Origin of the sequence: Marmoricola sp. OAE513, from assembly GCF_040546585.1 — a bacterium.
GTDB lineage: Bacteria > Actinomycetota > Actinomycetes > Propionibacteriales > Nocardioidaceae > Marmoricola.
The window spans coordinates 918,396-939,952 of record NZ_JBEPOC010000001.1 but is presented as its reverse complement, the minus strand read 5'-3'; the positions used below and the strand labels follow the sequence as shown (position 1 = coordinate 939,952).

At 70.7% G+C, this 21,557-nt stretch carries 25 protein-coding genes; 11 read left to right on the top strand and 14 right to left on the bottom strand.

Annotation, left to right across the window (positions count from 1 at the left end; all coding sequences use genetic code 11):
• Positions 1-5 precede the first annotated feature (5 nt).
• Both ABIE44_RS04690 and ABIE44_RS04685 read left to right on the top strand, forming a co-directional pair.
• Positions 6-338, top strand: a complete 333-nt coding sequence (locus tag ABIE44_RS04690) for a TfoX/Sxy family protein (RefSeq protein ID WP_354437860.1) — start codon at positions 6-8, stop codon at positions 336-338.
• Positions 335-1,360 (top strand): NAD(P)H-dependent flavin oxidoreductase, encoded by a 1,026-nt coding sequence (locus ABIE44_RS04685; RefSeq protein ID WP_354437859.1) that lies wholly within the window; start codon positions 335-337, stop codon positions 1,358-1,360. The genes ABIE44_RS04690 and ABIE44_RS04685 overlap by 4 nt, the downstream gene beginning before the upstream one ends.
• A gap of 1 nt (position 1,361) precedes the next feature.
• Here ABIE44_RS04685 and merB read toward each other — a convergent pair whose 3' ends face one another.
• Positions 1,362-2,018, bottom strand: coding sequence for an organomercurial lyase (gene merB / locus ABIE44_RS04680; RefSeq protein ID WP_209721457.1), 657 nt, complete (start codon positions 2,016-2,018; stop codon positions 1,362-1,364).
• A gap of 16 nt (positions 2,019-2,034) precedes the next feature.
• A complete protein-coding gene (locus ABIE44_RS04675) occupies positions 2,035-2,319 on the bottom strand; it encodes a hypothetical protein (RefSeq protein WP_209721458.1) in 285 nt (94 codons plus the stop codon).
• Positions 2,320-2,352: 33 nt separating this feature from the next.
• Between ABIE44_RS04675 and ABIE44_RS04670 the strand changes: the two genes are divergently transcribed.
• Positions 2,353-2,808 carry a VOC family protein gene (locus tag ABIE44_RS04670; protein WP_209721460.1) on the top strand — a complete coding sequence of 152 codons (456 nt, stop codon included), beginning with the start codon at positions 2,353-2,355 and terminating at the stop codon, positions 2,806-2,808.
• Between the two features lie 6 nt (positions 2,809-2,814).
• Here ABIE44_RS04670 and ABIE44_RS04665 read toward each other — a convergent pair whose 3' ends face one another.
• Both ABIE44_RS04665 and ABIE44_RS04660 read right to left on the bottom strand, forming a co-directional pair.
• A complete protein-coding gene (locus tag ABIE44_RS04665) occupies positions 2,815-3,849 on the bottom strand; it encodes a threonine aldolase family protein (RefSeq protein WP_354437858.1) in 1,035 nt (344 codons plus the stop codon).
• The gene (locus ABIE44_RS04660; RefSeq protein WP_209721463.1) at positions 3,846-5,957 is read right to left on the bottom strand and encodes a DUF6421 family protein; all 2,112 of its coding nucleotides are present in this window, start codon (positions 5,955-5,957) and stop codon (positions 3,846-3,848) included. Before ABIE44_RS04660 ends, ABIE44_RS04665 begins: the two co-directional genes overlap by 4 nt.
• A 73-nt stretch (positions 5,958-6,030) precedes the next feature.
• On the opposite strand from ABIE44_RS04660, the gene ABIE44_RS04655 reads away from it, so the two are divergent.
• On the top strand, positions 6,031-6,474 hold the full coding sequence (locus ABIE44_RS04655; RefSeq protein ID WP_354437857.1) for an Lrp/AsnC family transcriptional regulator: 444 nt from the start codon (positions 6,031-6,033) through the stop codon (positions 6,472-6,474).
• Positions 6,475-6,478: 4 nt separating this feature from the next.
• Here ABIE44_RS04655 and ABIE44_RS04650 read toward each other — a convergent pair whose 3' ends face one another.
• Positions 6,479-8,440 carry a GMC family oxidoreductase N-terminal domain-containing protein gene (locus ABIE44_RS04650; RefSeq protein ID WP_209721466.1) on the bottom strand — a complete coding sequence of 654 codons (1,962 nt, stop codon included), beginning with the start codon at positions 8,438-8,440 and terminating at the stop codon, positions 6,479-6,481.
• Between the two features lie 69 nt (positions 8,441-8,509).
• Between ABIE44_RS04650 and ABIE44_RS04645 the strand changes: the two genes are divergently transcribed.
• Positions 8,510-9,169, top strand: a complete 660-nt coding sequence (locus ABIE44_RS04645) for a helix-turn-helix domain-containing protein (protein ID WP_209721469.1) — start codon at positions 8,510-8,512, stop codon at positions 9,167-9,169.
• A 12-nt stretch (positions 9,170-9,181) separates the two neighbouring features.
• Here ABIE44_RS04645 and ABIE44_RS04640 read toward each other — a convergent pair whose 3' ends face one another.
• A complete protein-coding gene (locus ABIE44_RS04640) occupies positions 9,182-9,535 on the bottom strand; it encodes a hypothetical protein (protein WP_209721472.1) in 354 nt (117 codons plus the stop codon).
• A gap of 128 nt (positions 9,536-9,663) precedes the next feature.
• Here ABIE44_RS04640 and ABIE44_RS04635 point away from each other — a divergent pair, with 128 nt between their 5' ends.
• Positions 9,664-10,014: a GntR family transcriptional regulator gene (locus ABIE44_RS04635; protein WP_354437856.1), complete on the top strand. Its 351-nt coding sequence runs from the start codon at positions 9,664-9,666 to the stop codon at positions 10,012-10,014.
• 99 nt (positions 10,015-10,113) lie between these two features.
• Here ABIE44_RS04635 and ABIE44_RS04630 read toward each other — a convergent pair whose 3' ends face one another.
• Positions 10,114-10,893: a cytochrome P450 gene (locus ABIE44_RS04630; protein WP_354437855.1), complete on the bottom strand. Its 780-nt coding sequence runs from the start codon at positions 10,891-10,893 to the stop codon at positions 10,114-10,116.
• Positions 10,894-10,961: 68 nt separating this feature from the next.
• Between ABIE44_RS04630 and ABIE44_RS04625 the strand changes: the two genes are divergently transcribed.
• Both ABIE44_RS04625 and ABIE44_RS04620 read left to right on the top strand, forming a co-directional pair.
• Complete coding sequence (locus ABIE44_RS04625) at positions 10,962-11,198, top strand: hypothetical protein (protein WP_354437854.1); 237 nt, start codon at positions 10,962-10,964, stop codon at positions 11,196-11,198.
• Between the two features lie 335 nt (positions 11,199-11,533).
• Positions 11,534-12,157, top strand: a complete 624-nt coding sequence (locus ABIE44_RS04620) for a TetR/AcrR family transcriptional regulator (protein ID WP_354437853.1) — start codon at positions 11,534-11,536, stop codon at positions 12,155-12,157.
• Positions 12,158-12,228: 71 nt separating this feature from the next.
• Here ABIE44_RS04620 and ABIE44_RS04615 read toward each other — a convergent pair whose 3' ends face one another.
• Positions 12,229-13,095, bottom strand: coding sequence for a TIGR03619 family F420-dependent LLM class oxidoreductase (locus ABIE44_RS04615; protein ID WP_209721478.1), 867 nt, complete (start codon positions 13,093-13,095; stop codon positions 12,229-12,231).
• Between the two features lie 164 nt (positions 13,096-13,259).
• Between ABIE44_RS04615 and ABIE44_RS04610 the strand changes: the two genes are divergently transcribed.
• Positions 13,260-15,323, top strand: a complete 2,064-nt coding sequence (locus tag ABIE44_RS04610) for an oxidoreductase (protein ID WP_209721481.1) — start codon at positions 13,260-13,262, stop codon at positions 15,321-15,323.
• A gap of 132 nt (positions 15,324-15,455) precedes the next feature.
• On the opposite strand, the gene ABIE44_RS04605 is transcribed toward ABIE44_RS04610, so the two are convergent.
• Positions 15,456-16,070, bottom strand: coding sequence for a hypothetical protein (locus tag ABIE44_RS04605; RefSeq protein ID WP_209721484.1), 615 nt, complete (start codon positions 16,068-16,070; stop codon positions 15,456-15,458).
• Between the two features lie 102 nt (positions 16,071-16,172).
• Complete coding sequence (locus tag ABIE44_RS04600; RefSeq protein WP_209721487.1) at positions 16,173-16,580, bottom strand: hypothetical protein; 408 nt, start codon at positions 16,578-16,580, stop codon at positions 16,173-16,175.
• 29 nt (positions 16,581-16,609) lie between these two features.
• Between ABIE44_RS04600 and ABIE44_RS04595 the strand changes: the two genes are divergently transcribed.
• Complete coding sequence (locus ABIE44_RS04595; RefSeq protein WP_209721490.1) at positions 16,610-17,167, top strand: NADPH-dependent FMN reductase; 558 nt, start codon at positions 16,610-16,612, stop codon at positions 17,165-17,167.
• Positions 17,168-17,176: 9 nt separating this feature from the next.
• Here ABIE44_RS04595 and ABIE44_RS04590 read toward each other — a convergent pair whose 3' ends face one another.
• Genes ABIE44_RS04590 through modA form a run of 3 tightly spaced genes read right to left on the bottom strand, consistent with a single transcriptional unit; the run spans position 17,177 to position 19,813 of the window.
• A complete protein-coding gene (locus tag ABIE44_RS04590) occupies positions 17,177-18,223 on the bottom strand; it encodes a sulfate/molybdate ABC transporter ATP-binding protein (RefSeq protein ID WP_209721493.1) in 1,047 nt (348 codons plus the stop codon).
• Positions 18,220-19,008: an ABC transporter permease gene (locus ABIE44_RS04585; protein WP_209721496.1), complete on the bottom strand. Its 789-nt coding sequence runs from the start codon at positions 19,006-19,008 to the stop codon at positions 18,220-18,222. The genes ABIE44_RS04590 and ABIE44_RS04585 overlap by 4 nt, the downstream gene beginning before the upstream one ends.
• 13 nt (positions 19,009-19,021) lie before the next feature.
• Positions 19,022-19,813, bottom strand: a complete 792-nt coding sequence (modA, locus tag ABIE44_RS04580) for a molybdate ABC transporter substrate-binding protein (protein ID WP_209721501.1) — start codon at positions 19,811-19,813, stop codon at positions 19,022-19,024.
• Positions 19,814-19,981: 168 nt separating this feature from the next.
• On the opposite strand from modA, the gene ABIE44_RS04575 reads away from it, so the two are divergent.
• Positions 19,982-20,647, top strand: a complete 666-nt coding sequence (locus tag ABIE44_RS04575; RefSeq protein ID WP_354437851.1) for a PaaI family thioesterase — start codon at positions 19,982-19,984, stop codon at positions 20,645-20,647.
• Between the two features lie 257 nt (positions 20,648-20,904).
• Here the strand turns inward: ABIE44_RS04575 and ABIE44_RS04570 are convergent, their stop codons facing one another.
• Complete coding sequence (locus ABIE44_RS04570; protein ID WP_209721504.1) at positions 20,905-21,501, bottom strand: TetR/AcrR family transcriptional regulator; 597 nt, start codon at positions 21,499-21,501, stop codon at positions 20,905-20,907.
• Positions 21,502-21,557 lie beyond the last annotated feature (56 nt).

The window sequence follows — 21,557 nt, the reverse complement described above, 5'->3', positions numbered from 1 at the left end:
TAGCGGTGGCCTACGACGAAGAGCTCGCCGACCGGATCCGCGAGGTCAGCCAGGGGGAGCCCGGGCTGAGCGAGAAGCGGATGTTCGGGGGGTTGGCGTTCCTGGTCGACGGGAACATGGCGGTCGCGCCCAGCAGCAAGCGCGACCTGATGGTGCGCATCGACCCGGCCCGGGGCGAGGAGCTGCTCGCGCGCGACCACGTCGAACCGATGGAGATGGGCGGCAAGGAGATGGGCGGCTGGCTCCGGGTCGGCACCCCGGCGCTGACGACCGATGACGCACTCGCGGAGTGGGTCGAGGTCGGCTTCGACTACGCGCGCACGCTGCCACCGAAGTGAGTGTGCTGTCCGATCTCGGCGCCACGGTCCCGGTGGTCGCCGCCCCGATGGCCGGTGGGCCGAGCACCCCTGCCCTGGTGCTCGCGGCAGCAGAGGCCGGCGGGCTCGGGTTCCTGGCGGGCGGTTACAAGACCGCCGCAGTCCTCGGCGAGCAGATCGAGGCCGTCCGGATCGCCGGTGTGCCCTTCGGCGTGAACCTGTTCGTGCCCAGGCCCGTCCCCGTCGACCCGACCTCTTACGACGAGTACGCCGCGCGCCTGGCGCCCGTCGCTGCTCCGCTCGGGGTCGACCTGAGGACCGTGGCGCTGCGCGAGGACGACGACGAGTGGGAGGCGAAGATCGCGCTGCTCCTCGCGCACCCGGTGCCGGTGGTGAGCTTCGCCTTCGGGATCCCGGACGCCGACGTGGTCGCCGCGTTGCGCGCCGTCGGCACCCGAACCTTCCAGACCGTGACGTCGCTGCCGGAGGGCGCGCAGGCCGAGCAGGCCGGGGTCGACGGGCTGATCGTCCAGTCCGCGTTCGCCGGTGGGCACTCGGGGACGACGACTCCGGAGACCCTCCCGTCCGAGCAACCGCTGGAGAGCCTCCTCGGGGTGTTCCGATCGAGGACGGACCTGCCGCTCTGGGCGGCCGGTGGCATCAGCACGTCCGTGCAGGTGCAGGGTGCGCTGGCGGCCGGAGCGGAGGCTGTCGTCGTCGGGACCGTCCTGCTGCGGTCGCCCGAGAGCGGCGCGTCCGCGACGTACAAGGCGGCGCTCGCTGACCCGACGCGAACGGAGACCGTCGTCACGCGCGCGTTCTCGGGTCGTCCGGCCCGAGCGCTGCGCAACGGCTTCGCCGATCGGTTCACCGAGCGTGCCCCTGCCGGCTACCCGGCGATCCACCACCTGACGACGCCACTGCGACGGGCCGCGCACGAGGCCGGCGACCCCGAGAACATCAATCTCTGGGCCGGGACGGGGTTCGCGGACGCGACTGACGAGCCGGCTGCGGTGATCCTGCGGCGCCTCGGCGGCGTGTGACTCAGGCGCCCCAGAACGCGCCGGTCAGCCCGACGCTGCGCAGGTACTGCGCAGACTCGGCAGGCTCGCGCCGTCGGTAGCCGCGCTCGAGGCGGCCGTCGTACCAGTGCTGCGCCAGGTTCCACAGGGTGGTCAGGTCGAGCACGGCTCCCTTCGGACGTCCGGTGAGTGCGAGCCAGTCGTCGACGCACGCCTCGGAGCAGAAGATCCGCTGGTGGCTGCACGTGTGCAGCACGTTCACCCACATCCGTTCGACCGGCACGAGGAAGTGGGCGACCTGGTCGCCGTCGGGAGGTGCGAGGTTCGAGACGTTCCAGCTGTGCGGGCGCTCGCACGCCGGGCAACGGGTCGCGACCAGCATCGGTCCGCGGCCGGGCAGCAGGTGCGGTAGCGCGAACGAGTCCCACGCGCAGCCGCCCCACCAGAGCTCCTCGCGGGCCATCACCGAGAAGCCCATCGGGACCGCGGAGAACGGGTGTGCCATGGCTATCTCGCCGTCGGCGCCGAGGACCACGTGCCGGTTGTTGGCCAGGGAGAACAGACCGCCGCGGACGTCGTCCTTCATCGTGCCGAGATCCTCGGCGAGGCTGGCGATGGTCGGCACCTTCCCCCTGGCGAAGGTGCCGTAGACCGCGAGCCGGAGCGCTTCGATGTCCATGCGCCGAGCCTAGATGTCAGCCGAAGAGGTGGACCAGGGTGAACGTCCCGACGACGAGACCGAGTACGCGGCGGAAGGGCGCCGATCCGCGCAGCACCTCGTCGGCCGCCCACGCGAGCAGGGCGCCGCGACCCAGCGTGGTGAGAAGTCGTTGGTCGGCGTCGTTCAGCAGGTCGCTCCACCCGAGGACGACGGTCGCCATCCAGACTCCGATCGCCGGGTTCGGGACCTGGGCGACGACGAGGTGACCCTCGTCGTCGCGAAGCCACCAGTCGAGGGAGAACCTGCGCGAAGTCGCCATCCACCGACCTTAGGCCGCTGTAGGTTGACCGCCATGATCCAGGGCTTCTCCCACATCGGCATCGGCGTCTCCGACCTCGAGCGCTCCGTGCGCTTCTACTCCGAGGTCTTCGGGTTCGCGCAGCTCTACCAGCTCGACTTCGAGAACAACGAGGTGGCCGCGACGATGGAGCAGGAGGGCACCTTCAAGTCCGCGATGCTGATCCGTGACGACGTCCGGATCGAGCTGCTGCAGTGGGTCGACGTGCCGACCAGCGGCGGCGGCAAGAGCCCGATGACCCGGCTCGGTTTCACGCACCTGTCGTTCCGGGTCGAGGAGATCGACGACCTGACCGAAGCGGTCGTGGCCCACGGGGGCGCTGTGCACCCGCAGACACTGTCGTACGTCGGCCCCGAGGGTTCGCCGCAGACGGGGCTGCTCTACTACACCGACCCGGACGGCACCCGGATCGAGGTCATGACGAACGTGCCGGACCTTTCCGCCCTGTAGCCGCCGTCAGGCGGTTGCGTGCTTGGTGACCGCCGCGACGAACGCGTCGACGTCGGACTCGGTCGTGTCCCACGAGCACATCCAGCGGACCTCGCCGGTGTGCTCGTCCCAGACGTAGAAGACGAAGCCCTCGGCGTACAGGGCCTCGCGGATCTCGGCCGGCAGCATCACGAAGACGCCGTTGGACTGCACCTCCTGGGTGACCTTGATGCGCGGCAGGTCGCGGACGCCGTCGGCAAGCCGCTGCGCCATCGCGTTCGCGTGCGACGCGTTGCGCAGCCACAGGTCGTCGGTGAGCAGCGCGCCGATCTGGGCGGCGACGTACCGGTGCTTGGAGGCCAGCTGCATCGCGGACTTCCGTCGCCAGGCGAAGCCCTCGGCGAAGCGGTCCTCCCAGAGGACGACGGCTTCGGCGCCGAGCGCGCCGTTCTTGGTCCCGCCGAAGGAGAGTGCGTCGATGCCGAGGTCGCGGGTGGCCTCGCGCAGGCTGATGCCCTGGGCCGCGGTCGCGTTCATGATCCGGGCGCCGTCGAGGTGCAGCAGCATGCCGCGTTCGTGGGCGAAGTCGGCCAGGGCCCGGATCTCCTCGGGCTCGTAGCGGGTGCCCAGCTCGGTCGACTGGGTGATCGAGACGACCGCGGGCTGCACGGCGTGCTCGTCGCCGAACCGGATCGCCCGGGTCGCGACGAGCTCGGGGGTGAGCTTGCCGTTGTCGGTCGGCACCGGCAGCAGCTTGCGGTGCAGCAACCGCTCGGGGGCACCGCCCTCGTCGACGTAGATGTGCGCGCTCTCGGCGCAGATGATCGCCTGGTGGGCAGCCGGAGCCAACGACTCCAGGCAGAGCACGTTCGCCGCGGTCCCACCCCAGACGAAGAACACGTGCGCCTCGGGGCCGAGGTGGTCGCGGACCTTGGCGACCGCGTCGGCGGTGGCCGGGTCGCCGCCGTACGCGACGACGTGGCCGAGCTGGTCGGCAGCGCCGATCGCTGCGAGGACCTCGGGGTGGACGCCGGCGTAGTTGTCGCTCGCGAACGCGGTCACGCGGCGACCGCCTTCGTCGCCGACCCGGTCAGCACGTCGGCCAGCTTGGGCTGGAGCTGGGAGTAGAAGACGCTGAGCGGGAACTCGTCGTCGGCCACCGCGTCGATCCAGGCCTTCGGCTCGGGCTCGGTGCGCAGCGCGGTGGCGCCGTCGGCCCAGCGCGAGGTGATCGCGGGGGAGACGTAGGTACTGACGAAATCGTGGGCAGACATCCAGTAACGCACCTTCGGTAGATCGATGCCGGAACGGTAGAGCGACTCCACCTTCTCAAGAAGGTCCAGCACCGCGTCGGCGACTCCCTTCCAGTCGATGGTCAGGTGGTTGTCGGTCCACCGGATCGTGCCGCGCTCGTGCAGGAAGCCGAACAGCAGCTGACCGCCGAGACCGTCGTAGTTGCGGACCCGGGAACCGGTCACCGGGAACCGGAACAGCCGGTCGAAGAGGATGGCGGTCTGGACGTGCCGGGCGAGTGCGAAGCCCGCGGCCTCGAGCTTGACGGCTTCGCCGAACGCGGTCAGGTCGCAGCGCAGCTCCTCCAGCGAGTACATCCAGTACGGCATCCGCTGCCGGATCATGAACGGGTCGAACGGGAGGTCACCCCGGCTGTGCGCGCGGTCGTGCACGAGGTCCCAGAGCACGAAGGCCTCCTGGGAGACCCGCGGCGAGGCCAGCAGCGCCTCGGCGTCGGCAGGCAGGTTCACGCCGAGGACCTCGGTGGCCGCACCGCACACGCGGCGGAAGCGCTCGGCCTCGCGGTCGCAGAAGATGCCCCCGAAGTTGTTCTCCGGCTTGCCGGCGACGGCGAAGGTCTCCGGGAACAGCACCGCGCACTCGCTGTCGTACCCGGCGGTGCGGTCGACGAACGTGACCGGGACGAACTTCGGGTTGTCGTAGCGGGTGCCCTCCAGCTCGGCCAACCAGGCCGGCCACGGCACCCGGACGACCAGCGCCTCGAAGCGGGTGTCCCGCGAGCCGTTCTGGGTGTACATCGGGAACAGCACCAGGTGCTCGGCGTCGTCGCGGCGGTCGAGCTCGGGGCGGAACTCGTGCAGCGAGGCACTGAAGTCGGGCTTGCAGAAGCCGGATGCTGCCCACGCCTCGACGTCGGCGACCACGGCGGTCAGGTAGGCGCGTTGGTGCTCGAAACGGGGCGCCAGCTGCACGACCGCGGCGGCGATCTGCACGACGTGCTCCGTCGGGATCGCGGGGTCGTGAACGGTGAGGTCGATGCTGCCGTCGGGCTCCTGTAGCAGGCGGAGCGCGTCGACCTCGGACTTGAGGCGCCGCCAGGCCGGGTCGTCCACGACAGCGGCCGGGCGGACCTCGCCCCCCGCCCGTGCGAACGCGCTGTGCGCCGCCCACGTGATCGTGTCGACCCAGAGGTCGCGGTGGTCGAGGTCGTCGAGGCAGTCGTCGCCGAACAGGTCGGAGTCGGCCAGGACGACGACGCGACCCCTCCCGGCCTCGGTCGTCGCCATCACCGGTACGCCGGCCGGGTCTGCGGTGGCCGAGGTGCGCAGGACCGCGCGAACCCCCTCGCCGAGCTCGAGTGCACCGGAGCGGTAGAAGGCAGCGCGCTCGACCCGGGCCAACAGGTCGGTTCCGGTGCCGGACGGCTCGCGCTCGCCGAGGATCCAGGCCGGGTTGTCGCCGTGCTGGTGGGTGTAGTCGTAGACGGTGGTGTTGGTGAACGCGATCCCGAAGCGGGACACCAGGTCACCGAGGTTGGTGCCGTACTTGTCCTGCTCGGTCTCCCCGAGGACCACGAGCCCACCTCCGGCGCGGACCCACGCCTCGATCGCGTCCAGCTCGTCGGCCCCGAAGACGGGGGAGCGACCGTCGGTCTTCTCCCAACGGGACTCCGAGGGGTGGGCGATCACCAGGACGTCGACGCCGGCGAGCGTCGTGGCATCCAGAACCCCGGCGCGGTGCGCGTCGACGCCGAGCCCGTGAGACGTCAGCGCCCGGGCGGCTGCGGCGTACGACGAGTCGGCAGGATGGGCCGGCTGCAAAGCGGCGGCACGTTCGGGCGAGATGGTCCAGGCCTCGCCGTGGGACTCGTCGAAGAGGACCCGCGCGACAGGGGCAGGGGAGGTCAGGGGAGTCATACGTCGAGAGTATTTGGCGCTGCGGACGGCGTTCAATGCCGGAATCCTGTCCAGATGCGGCAGAATCCTGCGCATGGATGACCTGGACCGGCAGATTCTTGCACTCCTGACCGAGGACGGCCGTCGGAGCTTCGACGACATCGCCCGGCAGGTCGCCCTGTCGGCTCCGGCCGTCAAGCGCCGCATCGACCGGCTGCGCAGGGACGGGTCCCTGCTCGGCTTCACCGCGGTGGTCGACCCGGAGGCGCTGGGCTACGGAACCGAGGCGCTCGTCGAGCTGTTCTACGCGCCGGGCGTACCCCTCGACTCGGTCGCGGCGAGCCTGCGTCGGGTGCCCGAGGTGGTCGAGGCGTGGAGCGTCAGCGGGGAGCCCGACGCCGTCGCCCACGTGCGCACCCGGGACAACGCCGACCTGGAGCGACTGATCCGCCAGCTCCAGGCCGACGGTGCCGTCGTACGGACGCGGTCCCAGATCGTCCTGTCGCGTTTGGTGCACCGCCGCGGCGAGGGCGACTGAGGGGTCAGGCGAGCCGCGCGGCCAGCCGCTTCGCGTTCATGTAGGCGATCGACTCGATCGAGATCATCGGGTTCACCCCGGAGGCGGTCGGGAAGCAGGACGCGTCCGCGACGACGAGGTTCTTGCAGTCCCAGGTCTCGCCGTCCGGGTTGAGCGCCGAGATCTCCGGGCTGCCACCCATCCGCGCGCTGCCCATGATGTGCAGCGCGGCGAGCGCGAGCTTGGCGGGCGCGGCTCCCTCCTTGCGGACCTGCGCCATGAACGTGTTGATGTCGCCGCGCTTGCCCGGCTCGTAGCTCATCGTCCGGTGGTGGGTGGTGTAGATCTTCGTCGCGCCCGCCGCCTCGGCGATCCGGGCGCCACCCTCGAAGCCCTGCATGAGCAGGTCGGTGTCGTGCGGGGACAGCACGTAGCTCGCGACCGGCTCGCCGTCCTTACCGATCTTCACCGTGCCGCCCGGTCCCTTGTCGCGCACGATGATCGCGACGCCGAGCATGTGCTTGAGCTCCTGCATCCGTTCGAGGTGCTGGGCGCCGCTGCGCCAGTTCACGAATCCCGACCCGAACGCCGGCGTCAGCGGGGCGGTCTCGAACAGCACGCCGTACCCGTCCCCGGCGCGGTCGGTCCACTCGTTGACGTAGCGGGCCTGCAGCGCCCCCTCCCACGGGTTGACCAGGTCGGGCACCAGGCCCCAGACCGCGGTGGCCGGGTGCAGGCGCAGGTGCTTGCCGATGTTGGCGTTCGTCAGCCCCGAGCGCTGGAGCAGGGCCGGGGTCTGGATCGCTCCGGCGGCGACGACGACCGCGCGCGACTTCACCGTGAGCACGTCGCCCTTCGGTGAGATCGCCGTGACGCCGACGGCCTTGCCGTTCTGGATCGTCACGGTCCGCGCGTGCGCGCCGACGTAGATCCGGGCGCCCTGGTCGGCCGCGTCCTGCAACCAGGTCTTGGTCACCGACTGCTTGGCGCCGATGCGGCACCCCATGCCGCAGCGGCCGCACTCGATGCCCTGGTCGCAACCCAGGACGTTGCGCGGCATCGCGTCGACGTTCCAGCCGAGCGCCTTCGCGCCGCGTTCGAGGACCTGGTCGCGCACGCCCGCCCCCGGGTGGTCCTTGTTGACGCCGAGGCGGGCGTTGACCGCAGCCATCGCGTCGTCGTACTCCGACGTCGTGAACTGGGGCGTGCCGAGGCCGGCCCACTCGGCACGCACGTGGTCCGGCGTCGGGAACGAGGTCGTGTAGTTGACCACGGTGCCGCCGCCGAGTCCCCGGCCGGCGACGAGCTGGACCTGGCCCTCGGAGGTGACGCCGGGAGACCCGGCGTACAGCTGGCTGAAGCCGGTGCGCTCGCTGCCGTCGAAGTCGCGGTCGTCGTGGTACTCGCCGGCCTCGAGGATGACGACGTCGAGACCGGCGGCCGCCAGCACGCCCGCGGCGGTGCCGCCGCCGGCACCGGAGCCGACGATGACGACGTCGCAGACAATCGTCTCGTCCTGGGTGACGTGCTCCGGCTTCAGCGTCGGGTCGGGGGCGTCCGGGTTCGGGCCCGGGGGTCCGGGGTAGCCGATGCTGTCCCAGAGCACCGTCCCCCCGGTGATGTAGTACGGCGCCAGGCAGGCGCCCTTGAGGGCGGCGAAGAGCGCACGCTTAGCGGCCAGCCGTGAGTCCGACAGCGACAGCAGCACCGCTTCGCGCTGGGTCTGGGTGAGCGAGGAGAACTTCCGCGGCCTCCCGGTGAGCAGGAACCCGAGCAAACGGGTGTCCCAGAGCTTCAGGAGGGTCTTGAGCTGCTTGAGCTCGGCCTCGCGCGGGTTGGTCCCGGCGAGCTCGAGGGCGAACTCGGGAGCACCGACCGCGCTCGCGGGCGGGATCGCCGCGCCGTCACCCGGCGCGAAGGTGTCGCTGATCAGGCGAAGGGCGGCGAGGTGCTGCGGGGTGAACCCGGGGTCTGCGGAAGACGTCATGCCGGGACGCTACTGCCGACGAAGCGTGTTCGGAAGGATCACGGCCCGGCGGCCACTAAGGTGTGCCGGGTGAGTAGCGCAGCGAGCGAGAGCCAGCGTCGGCGAGGCCCCCGGGTCGACCTCGACGTTCCTGTCGTGCTGCTCGATGCCGCGGAGGTCCTGTTCGGTGCCGACGGCGTCGACAACGTGTCAATGCGCTCGGTCGCGCGTGAGGCGGGCGTCGCCCCGGCGGCGCTGACCCACCACTTCCCGAACAAGCGCGCGCTGGTCGAGGCCGTGGTCATGCGCCGCGGCAGCGCGGTCGGCAACGCTGTCCGGGTGCGTCTCACGGCGCTCCAGGACAAGGACGCCGTCTCGACGCGCGACCTGGTCGACTCGGTGCTGATGCCGTTCGTCGAGGAGATCAACACCGACCCGGAGAACGGCGTGCGGTGGCTCAAGATCGTGATGACGCTGGCGCTCCAGGGCGACGACGTGATCGCGTTCGCCATCTCCGACCAGGGTGAGGGCGACATCGCCACGCTGTTCCTCACCGCCGCGGTCAAGGTCCCGGCGCTCAACGAACCGAGCGTCGAGCTGCGCTCGCCGATCGCGATGTTCTCCATGCTGACCGCCCTGGCGGCTGCCGACCTCGGCGGTTACGGACGTCCGATCGGGCCGACCGGCCTGGACCCGGAGTTCGTCGAGCAGCTGGCCGTGTTCACCAGCAGCGGCCTGCAGGCCGGCTGAGCCGCTCCCGTCTCAGACGAGGACCGCGCGCAACCGCGAGCGGATCATCTCGCGGGTGTAGGTGATCACGTCGTACGCCGCCTCGTTGGCCTCGCCGCCGACGCTGAGCGTCTCGAACTGGGTGAGCAGCGCGACGACGTCGCGCACCTCGACGTCGGTGACGGCGGCCCACTCGTGCATCACCGGGAGCAGGGTCAGCTGCTCGCCGAGACGCGTGTCGTGCTCACCGCCGGTGTAGTAGCGGAGCCGCCCCTCGATGGTTCGCAACGTGGCGGAGACGGCTGACCAGAGGCCGGCGAGCTGCGCGGTCGTCGCCGGGACAGCCGGAGGCCCGGCATGACGGCCCCCCGGTCGCTCGTGCTGCATTGATCCCCTCCACGGGAGCCCCCCTCCTGTGTGCGTGCAGGCCCTAGTGTGCCGCACCGGTGGGCATGGTTCGAACCAGTTGTCTGGACGGCTGGGTAGAAGGTGCCGTTCCGTAGCACCATGGCGCCGTGATCACGATCGACGCGGACTCCGCCCTGGCGCCGTACGAGCAGGTGCGGGCCCAGTACGACGAGCAGATCCGGTCGGGCGCGCTCGTCGCCGGCACCCGGTTGCCGACGGTACGGCGGCTCGCCGAGGATCTCGGGCTCGCCGCCAACACGGTGGCGCGGGCGTACCGCGAGCTCGAGCAGTCCGGCCTCATCGAGACCCGGGGGAGGGCGGGCAGCTTCGTCGCGGGTGCCGGAGCCGAACGCGAGGCGCGCGAGGCTGCGGCGGCGTACGTCGCGCGGCTGCACGAGCTCGGACGGGTCGACGACGCGGTGTCGTTGGTCGAGGGACTCGTTCGTCCCGCCGGCTGAGGTCCGACGAGCGTGCCTCCGGACCTGACCCGGGCTCTCCCGCTCCTGACAGCAAAGAAGCCCGACCGCCACCGGGCGGTCGGGCTCCCTCGGGTCAGGTCAGCTGAGCCGGACGCGCATCTCCTTGATGCCGTTGATCCAGCTGTGCCGCAGGCGGACCGGCTCGCCGAGACGCTCGATCTTGGTGACCTGGTCGGCCAGCTCGTTGAAGATCAGGTTCATCTCGACCCGGGCCAGGTTGGCCCCGATGCAGTAGTGCGCCCCGTGGCCGCCGAACGCCAGGTGCGGGTTCGGGTCGCGGGTGATGTCGAAGGTGTGCGGGTCGGTGAACACCTCTTCGTCGTGGTTGCCCGACGCGTAGAAGAGGCCGACGCGCTGGCCGGCCTTGATGAGCTGGCCGCCGACCTCGACGTCGTTCACGGCGGTGCGCTGGAAGACGTTCACCGGGGTCGCCCAGCGGGTGATCTCGTCGACCATCGTGGACGGCCGGTCCTTGACCCAGCGGTCCCACTGGTCGGGGTGGTTGAGGAACGCGTCCATGCCGTGGGTGATGGCGTTGCGGGTGGTCTCGTTGCCGGCCACCGTCAGGATCACCACGAAGTAGCCGAACTCGTCGTCGGTCAGGCCGCGACCGTCCTTGTCGGCGGTGATCAGCTTGGTGACGATGTCGTCGCGCGGGTTCTCCTTGCGGTCCGCGGCCATGCCCATCGCGTACGCCAGGATCTCGGCGGCGGCGACTTCGTTCTGGCCCTCGAACTCCGGGTCCTCGCCGGCGAGCATCATGTTCGACCAGTCGAAGAGCTTCTTGCGGTCCTCCTGCGGGACGCCGAGCAGGTTGGCGATCGCCTGCAGGGGGAGCTCGGCGGCGACCTCGGTCACGAAGTCGATCCCGTCCTCGGCCCGGGACTTGGCGATGGCGTCGGCGACGATCTCTGTGGGCGCGGTCCTTGAGGCCCTCCTCCAGCGCCATGATCGAGCGCGGGGTGAAGCCGCGGCTGATGATCTTGCGGGTGGCGTCGTGCTCGGCGCCGTCCTGGTTGAGCAGCATCACGCGCTGGAACTCGATCATCTCGCGCAGCATCCCCTCGGGGAACCGGATGATCGCGGAGTTCTCGGCGCTGGAGAAGTTCTTGGAGTCCTTGGAGACCTTCGAGACGTCCTCGTGGCGGGAGAGCGCCCAGTAGCCAGTGCCGCCCTCCATGCCGTCGCGCGAGGACTGCGGCTGCTCGACCCAGTGGATCGGGGAGGTCTGGCGTGCGAGCGCGTGCTCGTTGTGCGGGATCCCCTTGAGGATGGTGTCGGGATCGGTGAAGTCGAATCCCTCGGGGAGCTCGGTGATCGTCATCTGCAGAAATCCTTGTCTCGACGCTGAGGCGGGGGCGCGAACGGGCATTTGGACAGGCGAACAAATAGCCGCTGAAAAATCTAACACGTGTGACCCACGCCACGACATCGTTTCGAGACTGTTCGGGACCGTCCCGCGGCTCCTCGGTGCCGCCGGATGGCTATGCTCCGGCGGGTGACCACGTCTGCTGCCGGTTCCGCGGGGCACCGCCCCAACCGCCGCGGCAGCGAGACCCGGCAGAAGGTCCTCTCCGCCGCGCTGGACGCGCTCGCCACCGGTGACCCGACGGCGGTCTCGGCCAACCACATCGCCAAGCAGGTCGGTGTCACCTGGGGAGCGGTGAAGTACCAGTTCGGCGACGTGGACGACTTCTGGGCGGCCGTGCTCGGGTACATGGCCGAGCGCCGGGGCCAGCTCGAGCTCCGCCCCGATCCCGAGGCCGGGCTCGAGGCCCGCGTCGGGCAGATCGTCGACCTGCTCTGGCTCGGGCTGGACACCCCCGACGTACGGGCGATGAACACGCTGCGTGGAGCCTTGCCGCGCGAGCGCGACGAGCTGGAGCGTGCGTTCCCGAAGACCGCCGCAGAGCTGGCGGCCTGGCAGTCCGGCTGGATCGAGTCGTGCCAGCAGGCGTTCGCCGACCTGGACGTCGACCCGGTCCGGGTGCGCGAGATGGCCGCGATGATCCCCGGCGCCATGCAGGGGCTGACCGACGAGCGGCACCTGGGCACCTACTCGGACATGGACGACGCGAAGCGCGGTCTGCGCAACGCGATCGCGGCGTACCTGAGCGCCTGAGCTCGAGCGCTGTGGTCGCCGCGTCTCGGCAAGCTCGACGACCGGGAGATCGCTCGACGTCAGGGAGACCGTCAGCCGTTGAGCGGCTTGATGACGTCGTTCGCGAACCGCTCCATGCCGTCCAGCTTCTGGTCGAGCGTGGCCTTGTAGCCGTGGTAGAAGAGCCACGGCATCGTCATCGCGTCGGTGACGCCGCCGGCCTCGGCAGCGGCGAATTGCTCCGGCGTCAGGGCGTCGTTCAGGGCGGCGATGACGGTCGCCTTCTCGGTGATGCCGATCTCGGCGCGGTACCCGCGCAGCCTGGTCGCGTACCCGATCGCGTCCTCGGTCGAGGAGATGTCACCGATCCACCCGTCGTACCGGGCGGCCCGGCGCAGAGCGACCTCGGACATCCCGCCGATGAGGATCGGCACCTTGCCTTGCGGACGCGGACTCATCGTCAGGTTCGGCGTCGGGTAGAGCGGTCCGTCGGTGGAGACCCACTCCTCGGTCCAGAGCCGGCGGACCAGGTCGAGGCCCTCGTCGGTGCGCTTGCCGCGGGTCGCGAAGTCCTCCTCGAGGAGGTCGAACTCCTCCCGGCACCAGCCGACGCCGACGCCCAGCCGGACCCGGCCGCCGGACATCACCGCGGCGGTGCCGACGGACTTCGCGACCTGGTACGGGCTGCGCATCGCCGCGACGTAGATCGAGGTGAAGAACGAGATCCGGGTGGTGACGGCCGACAGTGCGCCGACCAGCACCCACGGGTCGGGCCACTCGCAGGTGCTGTCCCACCGGCGGGAGCCGTCGTCCTCGTAGGGGTACGGCGTGGCCAGCTTCTCCAGGTCGACGACGTGGTCGGCGATCGCGAAGCCGGCGTAGCCGAGCTCGTCCGCCGCCACGGCGATCGGCCGGAGCTGGTCGGTGGGCAGCATGGCGCCCACGATCGCGAAGTCCACGAGCCGACGCTACCGAGCGCCCGAGCTTGCTCGAGGTCGAGTGGCGGAGGGCTCGTTGACGAACGACGTGAGGGTCACAGGGAGACCTTAGTGGTCCCATGAGTTTCATCAAGCCCTTTACGAAAACTCTGGACGCCCCGTCCCGGGTGTGCGAGCCTCAGCGCGTGACGTCGTCGGCCAACCCCTACCCGCACCTCCTCGCCCCTGGTCGGATCGGCAGCATGGAGCTGCGGAACCGGATCGTGATGTCGCCGATGGAGACCATGTACGGCACCCCGGACGGTCTACCGTCCGAGCGCACGGTGGCGTACTTCGCGGCACGCGCAGCGGGCGGGGTCGGGCTCATCACCGTCGGCGCGACCGGCATCGACCACCAGCACCCCGAGACCCCGGGCGGCCTCCACCTCGGCACCGACGCGAGCGTCGAGGCGCACCGCCGTCTGGTGGAGGCCGTGCACGCCCACGGGGCAAAGATCCAGCCGCAGATCGTGCACGCCGGCCCCGACGGCCTCGGTCCGGAGATGCACGGCGTGACCTCGCTGGGACCCTCGGTGATCCCGTCGTACCTCACGGGGCGGCCCTCGGAGGAGATCAGCCTGCTGCAGATCGGCGCGCTGATGGATCTCTACAAGGCCGCTGTACGTCGGGCTCGCGAAGCGGGGTACGACGGCATCGAGCTGCACGCCGCGCACGGCTACATGATGCTCGGCTCCTTCCTCGCGCCGCAGCGGAACCGACGCACCGACGACTACCGCGGCGACCGGGTCGCGGGGCGCCTGAAGATCGTGCTCGACGCGCTCACGGCGATCCGTTCGGAGGTCGGGAAGGACTTCCCGATCACCTTGCGCATCTCCGGGTTCGAACGGGTCGCCGGCGGGCGCCCGATGTACGAGACCGCCCAGGTCGCGCCCGCCCTCGTCGAGGCGGGGGTGAACGCGTTCCACGTCAGCGGCGGGGTCATCGACCGGTTGGTCAGCAAGATGGTCAACGGGTCCGACGACGGGGACGGGCTCAACGTCGGCGCGGCCGCCGCGGTCCGCCAGGCCGTCGACGTCCCGGTGATCGCCGTCGGCCGGTTGCACGACCCCGCGCTCGCCGAGGAGGTGCTCGCCTCCGGCCGCGCGGACTTCGTCGCGCTGGGGCGCCCCCTGCTCGCGGACCCGGACCTGCCGACCAAGCTGGCTGCCGGCGGCAACGTGCGGCAGTGCATCTCGTGCGAGAACTGCATCGACGCGCTGGAGATGCGTTTCTCGGTCGACTGCGCGGTGAACCCGCGCACCGGCAAGGAGGCCGACCTCGCGCTGCTCCCGACCCGGGAGCGCAAGCACGTGGTGGTGATCGGTGCCGGTCCGGGAGGGATGGAGGCGGCCCGGAGCGCGTCGGCCACCGGGCACCGGGTCACGCTGCTCGATGCCAACCGGCAGCTCGGCGGCGCGCTGCTCTGGGCCTCGATCGTCCACGAGGAGAACGAGCCGTTCCTGACCTACCTGCGACACGAGATCGAGGCGAGCGCCGTCGACGTACGGCTCGGGGTGAGGGTCGGTGCGGCCGACGTCGCCGCACTGGCGCCGGACGCCGTGGTCGTGGCGACCGGTGCGCGGATCGTCGTCCCGTCCATCCCTGGCGACGACCTCCCGCACGTGCTCCACGGTCCTGCGTTGCGCGAGCTGCTCGCGGGTCGGTCGACCGCGGACCAACCGTTGCTGCACCGCGCGGGTGCGCGCCTGGTCGCCGGCCGCGGGCAGCGCCTGGTCACCCCGGCAGCCGTACGCCGCGCGACGCGCGCCTGGATGCCGGTCGGCAAGCAGGTCGTCATCGTCGGGGGAGACCTGGTCGCCATCGAGTTCGCCGAGTTCCTCGCGACGCGGGGCAGAACCGTCACCGTGCTCGAGGCCGGCCGCGACATCGCTCCTGAGATCGGATGGAAGCGGAAGACCGAGCACATGCACCGGCTCGACCGGCTCGGCGTGACGGTGCACGTCCGCGCCGAGGTGGTGCGGATCGTGCCGAGCGGTGTGGAGTTCGTGCCGTCCGGCGGCACCGCCCGGGTGCTGCCCGCCGACTCGGTGATCCTGGCGGGCGCGGCCGAGGCCGAGCTGAGGCTGCGCGACGAATTGACCGATCGCCTCCCCGGCGTACCGGTGGAGGCGATCGGTGATGCGACGGGTCTCGGTCTGATCCAGAAGGCGACCGAGGACGCGGCGCGGGTGGTGGCGGCGATCGGCTAGGAAGGCGTGTCCGTCACCGCATCTCGGCGAGCTCGATGACCGCATCTCGACACGCTCGGTCGCCGAGCTCGTACCTCGCCTCGGCGCTCGCTGCTCGATGACTATCGACCAAGGCCGCTGACGCGTCCTTGGTCAGCAACCGCTGCGCATCATCTCCGGCTTGGCACCGGTGGTGAGCTCGATGAAGCTGACCTGCTCGTCGTCGTGCAGGTCGGAGACCGGGGTGTTGAACAGGTAGCCAGTCCAGCCGTCGGTGGTCTCGTCGTGCTCGAAGATCGCGCTCTGGCCGAAGCCGGTCTCGACGACCTTCGCGTCCTTCACGGCGGCGCGCACGTCGGCGACGGTGCTGCCGATGCCGAGGCCGGACCTGGTGGTGGGGCCGGCGCCGCGGACGCCGATCGAGGTGATGTCGCCGGCGCGCGTGGTCAGGACGTCGAGGCCCTTGAACGGTGCCTTCCAGACCAGCGGGAACGGCTCGCAGCCGTCCACGGTGGACGGCACGTCGGCGTCGAACAGACCGGTCGCGATCGCCTCGGCCTTGGTCATCCCGGCCTTGACCGGACCAGCGGCACCCGGGAGGAGGACGACGTCGGCGGCCTGGGTGGGCGTCGCGTCGACGGTCTTCGTGTGGCTCGGCTTCTTGGCCGCCGATGCCGGGTCGTTGCTGGTCAGAACGTTGGCGAGAACGCCGACGCTGCCTGCCAGGATGACGGCGACGGCCGCGGCGATGATCTGCTTCTTGCTCATGGTGGTCGTGTTCCTGTTCTTCGGTGTGGGGGTTTCACACACCTAGATGCAGGGAGCACCGGAAAGGTTGCAGACCGTCGTCAGATCACTGTGTGGCGCCGGTCACCGGACGTAGCAGAAGACGTCCGCCACGGTCTCCGCGTCACCCGCCACCTTCGTCGACCGGGCCTTCGCCGCGCACTGGGCGACACCGCCGTCGGGCTGCGGGCTGGTGCCGGTGACCGCGTAGTCGCCGGGAGCCACGGAGATCGCGTAGCGACCGGTGGCGTCGATCTCGGTGCTCAGCGTCGCTCCCCGGGTGCCCGTGAGGATGACGCTGCCCGCGACCGGCTTCGGGTTCTTGCCGTCCGCGTCGACCTGGTAGAGCGTGCCGCGCACCAGGCCGGTCGGCTCCTGGTCCAGGAAGCCGGTGGACATGATGTCGCCCGGGGTGGGCGTGTCCCCGTCGCCGCCGCACCCGCTCAGGGCGAGCACGGCCAGGACGCTGGCGGCTGCTACCACGATCTTCACGCTGCAAGCATGCCGCATAGGGTTGCGGGATGAAGATCGCGATCCTTGTCGGAAGTACCCGCCCCGGTCGGAAGGGCACGCACGTCGCGCAGTGGGTGCTCGAGCGCGCCCGCCAGCGGGGCGACGCCGAGTTCGAGATCGTCGAGCTGGCCGACTTCGACCTGCCGCTGCTCTGCGAGCCGGTGATCCCCGGCGCTGCGAACCGCGAGTACGAGATCCCGCAGACCCGCGCGTGGAGCGCAAAGATCGACGAGTTCGACGGCTTCGTCTGGGTGACGCCGGAGTACAACCACGGTGTCCCCGCGGCGATGAAGAACGCCCTCGACGTGCTCTACCCCGAGTGGGCCCACAAGGCCGTCGGCTTCGTCTCGTACGGCGCCAACGAGGGCGTCCGCGCTGTGGAGCACTGGCGCACGATCGTGGCCAACGTGATGATGGTCGCGACCCGGGCCCAGCTCACGTTCTCCACGTTCAGCGAGTGGCCGGACGGTGAGTTCACGCCGAGCGACCGCCGCGAGGGTGAGCTGAAGAACCTGCTGAACCAGCTCGTGAAGCTGACGGCTGCTGTGGGGACGCTGCGCGCCTGAGGGTCCGCCTCAGCGTCCGTAGACCGCGACCTCGGTCGCCTTCACGCTCAGGGTCACCTGCAGACCTGGGACCAGGCCGAGCTCGGCGGCGGCCCGCAGCGTCACGTCCGCGCTGATCGCCCCGCAGCGCACCCGGACGACGTCGCCGAGCGGCTCGAGCTCCTCGACCGTCGCGACGAACGAGTTGCGGGGGCTGCCGGCAACGGGTTCGCGGAACACCGCGACCGAGGCGGGGCGGAAGGTCGCGACCACGTCGCCGCCGGCGGTCGGTGCCGGGCCGGCGGTCATCCCGTGCAGCAGCGTGCCTCCGGGGAGCACGACGTTCACACCGTCCCAGCTCCCGGCCATCAGGTTCAGCCCGGCGATCCTGGCGGCGAACGCGCTGCGCGGCCGGGAGAGCACCTCGGAGGTGCTGCCGTCCTCGACGACCCGTCCCTCGTCGAGGACCACGACGCGGTCTGCCAGCAGGAGGGCGTCCAGGACGTCGTGGGTGACGACGACCGCGGTGCGGTCGGCGAGGGCCGAGCGCAGGGTCTGCCGGAGTCCCGGAGCCAGGGCGACGTCGAGCGAGGACATCGGCTCGTCGAGGAGCAGCAGCTCCGGATCTGCGGCCAGGGCCCGGGCCAGGGCGATCCGCTGGGCCTGGCCGCCGGAGACCGCGGACGCGCGCCGGTCGGCGAGGTCGGTCGCTCCGACCTCCTCGAGCCAGTGGTCGGCGATCCGGGCCGCTTCGCTGCGCGACCGGCCCGAGCTCCGCGGCCCGAACGCCACGTTGTCGCGGACCCGCAGGTGCGGGAACAGCAGCGGGTCCTGGGTCATCAGGGCAACCCGGCGTCGGTGCGGCGGCAGGTCGGTTCCGCCGGCGGTGTCGAGCACGGTCGTCCCGCCGATCACCACCCGACCCTCGTCGGGTCGCACCAGCCCGGCCAGGACGCCGAGGGTCGTCGACTTCCCGGAACCGTTCGCACCGAGCAGCGCGACGGTCTCACCGGCAGCGATGCTGAACCGGACGTCGTACCGGCGCTCGGCGAGGGAGGCGGCGAGCTCGATGCTCATGTCCGCATCCGATCCGGCCGGGCGACGGCGATCACGACGACCGCGACGACGACCAGCACCAGGGCGAGCGCGACCGCCGCGTCGGGGTCGCTCTCGCGCTGCAGGTAGATCTCGAGCGGGAGGGTCCGGGTGACCCCCTGCAGACTCCCCGCGAAGGTGATCGTCGCGCCGAACTCACCCATGGCCCGGGCGAACGAGAGCACCGCGCCGGCCAGCAGGCCGGGCAGGACCATGGGCAGCGTCACCCGTCGGAACACCGTCCCGGGGCCGGCGCCGAGCGACGCGGCCACTGCCTCGTACCGGGTGCCCGCGCTGCGCAGCGTGCCCTCCAGGCTGACCACGAGGAACGGCAGTGCGACGAAGGTCTGGGCCAGCACGACCGCGATCGTCGAGAACGCGATCCGCACGTCCATCACCTCGAGTGCGTGGCCGAGCAGCCCCCGTCGGCCGAACGTGTAGAGGAGCGCAAGACCGCCGACGACCGGTGGCAGGACCAGCGGCAGCAGGACGACCGAGCGGGCCAGGTTCTGCCCGGGGAAGTCGGTGCGCGCCAGCACCACGGCCATCGGGACGCCGAGCAGCACGCAGAGCACGGTGCTCGCCGCGGAGGTCTGGAGACTGAGCCACAACGCGTCGCGCGAGGACTCCGAGGTGATCAGGTCGAAGAAGTTGCTCCAGTCGACCCGCAGCACGATCGCGACCAGGGGGAGCAGGACGAACGCCGCGCCGACCAGGGCCGGAGCAAGGAGCCAGCGCGGCAGTCCGACCGCTCGGGAGGTCGCCATCAGGGCCGGGTCATCAGGGCTTGCCGAACCCGGCGTCCGCGAGGACGGCCTGGCCGGCCGTGCTGAGCACGAACTCGACGAATTCCTCGGCGAGGGCGGCCTGCTTGCTGTCCTTGACCGTGGTGATCGGGTAGGTGTTCACGGCCGAGGAGCTCTCCGGGAACGTGATGCCCTTGACCGCGTCGCCGGCTGCGATCACGTCGGTCACGTAGACCAGACCGGCGTCGGCCTCACCCGAGGTGACCTTGGCGAGCACGTCCTTGACCGACTGCTCCTCGCTGACCGGCTTGAGCTTCAGGTTCGCGGCGGTGGCGACCGTCTGGGCGGCACTGCCGCACGGGACTTCGGGAGCGCACAGCACCAGGTCGACGCCCTTGCCAGCGAGGTCGTCGAGCGAGTCGATCTTGGCCGGGTTGTCCGGCGGCGTGACGATCTCGAGGGTGTTGGAGGCGAAGTTGATCGGCAGCTGGCCCTCCAGCTCGTCGTCGGTCAGCTTGGTCATGTTCTTGACGTCGGCCGAGGCGAAGACGTCGGCGGGCGCGCCCTCCTGGATCTGGGTGACCAGGTCGGAGGAGCCGCCGAAGGAGAACTCCACGCTCGCGCCGGGGTGCTCCTTCTCGAACTGCTTGCCGAGCTCGGTGAAGGTGCCGGTCAGGGACGCTGCGGCGTACACGGTGATCGTCCGCTCCGGGGTGCTGCTCGACGGGTCGTCGGAGTCGTCCGAGCCGCAGGCGGCGACGGTCAGGGCGAGGGACACGGCAGCGACAGCGGTGAGGACGCGGGTGCGGGTGCGGAAGAAACGCATGGAGATATCAGACCGCATTTGCTGGGCAATATCCATGAGTTGAACGCAGACAAGGAACACGCCCGGTCAAGCAATCCGAAGATGCGGTTGTAACGAATGCGGGACCTCGCTCCCGGTATCCTTCCCTCCACGAGACGCATCGTCTCGTCGGTACGGAGGATGGTCCCGATGGAAATGACCGCGTTCAAGCTCGTCGACGTGACCGACGCGGAGGTCGACGAGGTCGAGGAGCGGTACGGACCGCTGGCCGCCGCCGTGCGCGAGCTGGTCGACGCGACCATCCGCAGCAACGTCGGAGACGACGTCGTCGGGCCGGCGACCGAGCAGATCCGGGCGATCACCGAGAAGCTGCGCGCCGACCAGGTCGACGGTCCCGCGGGGGTCAACTACAACGCCACCGGGCGCGCCTGGAACTGGGGCAACGCAGCGATCGGCCTGCGCAACGGCGCGGCGCCGCCGATGGAGGTCGTCCACGACCCCGACGGCAGGATGCATGCCGACGTCCACCTCGGTGCGGCGTACGAAGGCCCTCCGGGCTGCGCGCACGGAGGGGTCAGCGCGCTGCTGCTCGACCACATCATGGGCGTCACGGCCAGTGGCATGAACCGGGTGACGCTGACCGGCACGTTGACCCTGCGCTACGTGAACCCGCTGCCGCTCGGCGACGTCCGGCTGGACGCCTGGATCTCCGGCGAGGAGGGGCGCAAGGTGTTCGTCGACGCGACCATCAAGGGGTCGGCCGGCGTGGCGCTGGAGGCCCACGGAGTCTTCATCATCCCGCGGTGGTCGGGCGACTTCGAGGCTGTCGTCGCGAGCGACGCGGGCCCGTCCTAGCAAGGCCGGTGTGCCACCCGAGGGCACCAGGGGGATGCCCGTCGGGTGGCCTGGGCCCGGTTCGCGGCTGTGATCGTTGAGCAGGCCCACGTCGCGCCGTCCGGAGCATGTCTGGGTGCTCCGGCAGGAGTCGGCGGACTCCTTCTCAACGAGTGCTCTGCGGGACGGTCTCGGCGCGTTCGCCGGGATGTGAACTCCGCTCTAGACCGCGGGGAACGTCAGCCATCCGCGACCGTCCGCGCGACGAATCCTTGCCTTCAGTCGGTGCGCAGGCCGCGCAGGACCGTGCGTGCCATCTCGGTGGCGCCGCGACGGGTGAGGTCCTGGTGGGCCTGCACCCGGAAGACCATGAACCCGATGATCGCGTCGACCGCATTGCGGCGCTGCGCCGGCGTCGTCGGCAGCTCGGGAGCCGCAGCCAGCCGCGCGGTGGCCAGCTCCTGGAGCGGGCCGCTGAACTTCTCGTGCAGCCGGCGCGAGGTCTCCGGGTCCTCGATGGCCGCCGCGGTGAGCATCCGCAACGTCGCTGCGCCGCGGGGAGAACCCAGGGATGCTGCCAGGTCGCCGGCCCACTTGCTCAGGTCCGCCTGGGCGTCGCCGGTGTCGGCCGGAGGGACCGGGTCCACGTTGTCCCGGTCGAGCAGGGCGTCGGCGACCAGGATCGCCCGGTGCGGCCACCAGCGGTAGATGGTCTGCTTGCCCACGCCGGCCCGCGCGGCGACCGCCTCGATCGAGAACTGGTCGAGGCCGTTCTCGTGCAGCAGGTCGTTGGTGGCCTGCAGGATCGCGACCCGGGCGCGCTCGCTGCGCCGACGAGGACGGGCCTCGGCTGCGTCCGTGGGGGTGGTGCTCACGGAGCACAGACTAGGACACCGTGAGACGAGACGCACCGTCTCGTTTGGTGTACCGT